This window comes from Shewanella sp. MF05913 (genome assembly GCF_059758095.1).
The window spans coordinates 1-888 of sequence record NZ_JCAYNT010000061.1 but is presented as its reverse complement, the minus strand read 5'-3'; the positions used below and the strand labels follow the sequence as shown (position 1 = coordinate 888).

Below are 888 nucleotides of genomic sequence, written 5' to 3'. Positions count from 1 at the left end.
TTCGTTGGTCAGGAAAATCTAGAGATTGGACAATGATCAATGAAGTAAATTTAAATCCAGAGAAAAAAGAAGCAATGCGGGCGGCATAAAATTTAATTTGATGCGACAACTAACTTGAAAAACTCCGTGCACGACCAACTGGAAGATGGTCGCAGCATTAGGTTATTGAACGTAATTGATGATTACAACCGTGAAGGCTTGGCGATAGAGGTCGACTTCTCCTTACCTGCGGAGCGTGTGGTGAGAACATTGGATCAAATCATCGAATGGCGTGGAAAACCAAAACAGATACGCAGTGATAATGGTCCAGAGTATATAAGTGCGGTACTGGCTGCCTGGGCTGAAAAACACAACGTAGAACTGAAATTTATTCAGCCTGGCAATCCACAGCAGAATGCCTATGTAGAACGCTATAATCGGACTGTGCGATACGAATGGCTGAGCCAATATCTTTGGAATAGTATTGCCGAGGTACAGGAACATGCGACACAATGGCTATGGTTTTATAACAATGAAAGACCCAATACAGCAATTGGTGGTGTCCCACCAAAGCAAAAACTGGCACTAGTGGCCTAAGTCTCTACTTTTGATCTCAGCTAAAAATGGGGAGATTACCCTATGCTTAAACATCTTGATAAAATTACTGATTGCCGTTCCCATATAAATCAAGAACATGATGTCATTGATATCTGCTTTCTTGTACTTAGTGCTGTTATCTCAGGAGCCCAAAGTTGGGCTGATTGCCATGAGTTCGGCACATTGGGGTTCTAGGGATTTTCCCCTCTAAAGTAACATAAATCGCCATACTCACGATATCTAAAGGCATACAAAGGTGGGTTACTTCTCCAAAGTATGGCAAATTATGAGGTTAACTACCCCTTAAACTTA

Annotated in this window: 2 pseudogenes; both read left to right on the top strand. The window is 41.8% G+C overall.

Annotated features, from left to right (window positions below):
• Window positions 1-126: 126 nt before the first annotated feature.
• A pseudogene (locus AC19MV_RS22980) lies at window positions 127-576 on the top strand (IS3-like element ISShfr8 family transposase); the annotation flags it as partial.
• 42 nt (window positions 577-618) lie between these two features.
• A pseudogene (locus AC19MV_RS22975) lies at window positions 619-762 on the top strand (transposase family protein); the annotation flags it as partial.
• Window positions 763-888: the final 126 nt, after the last annotated feature.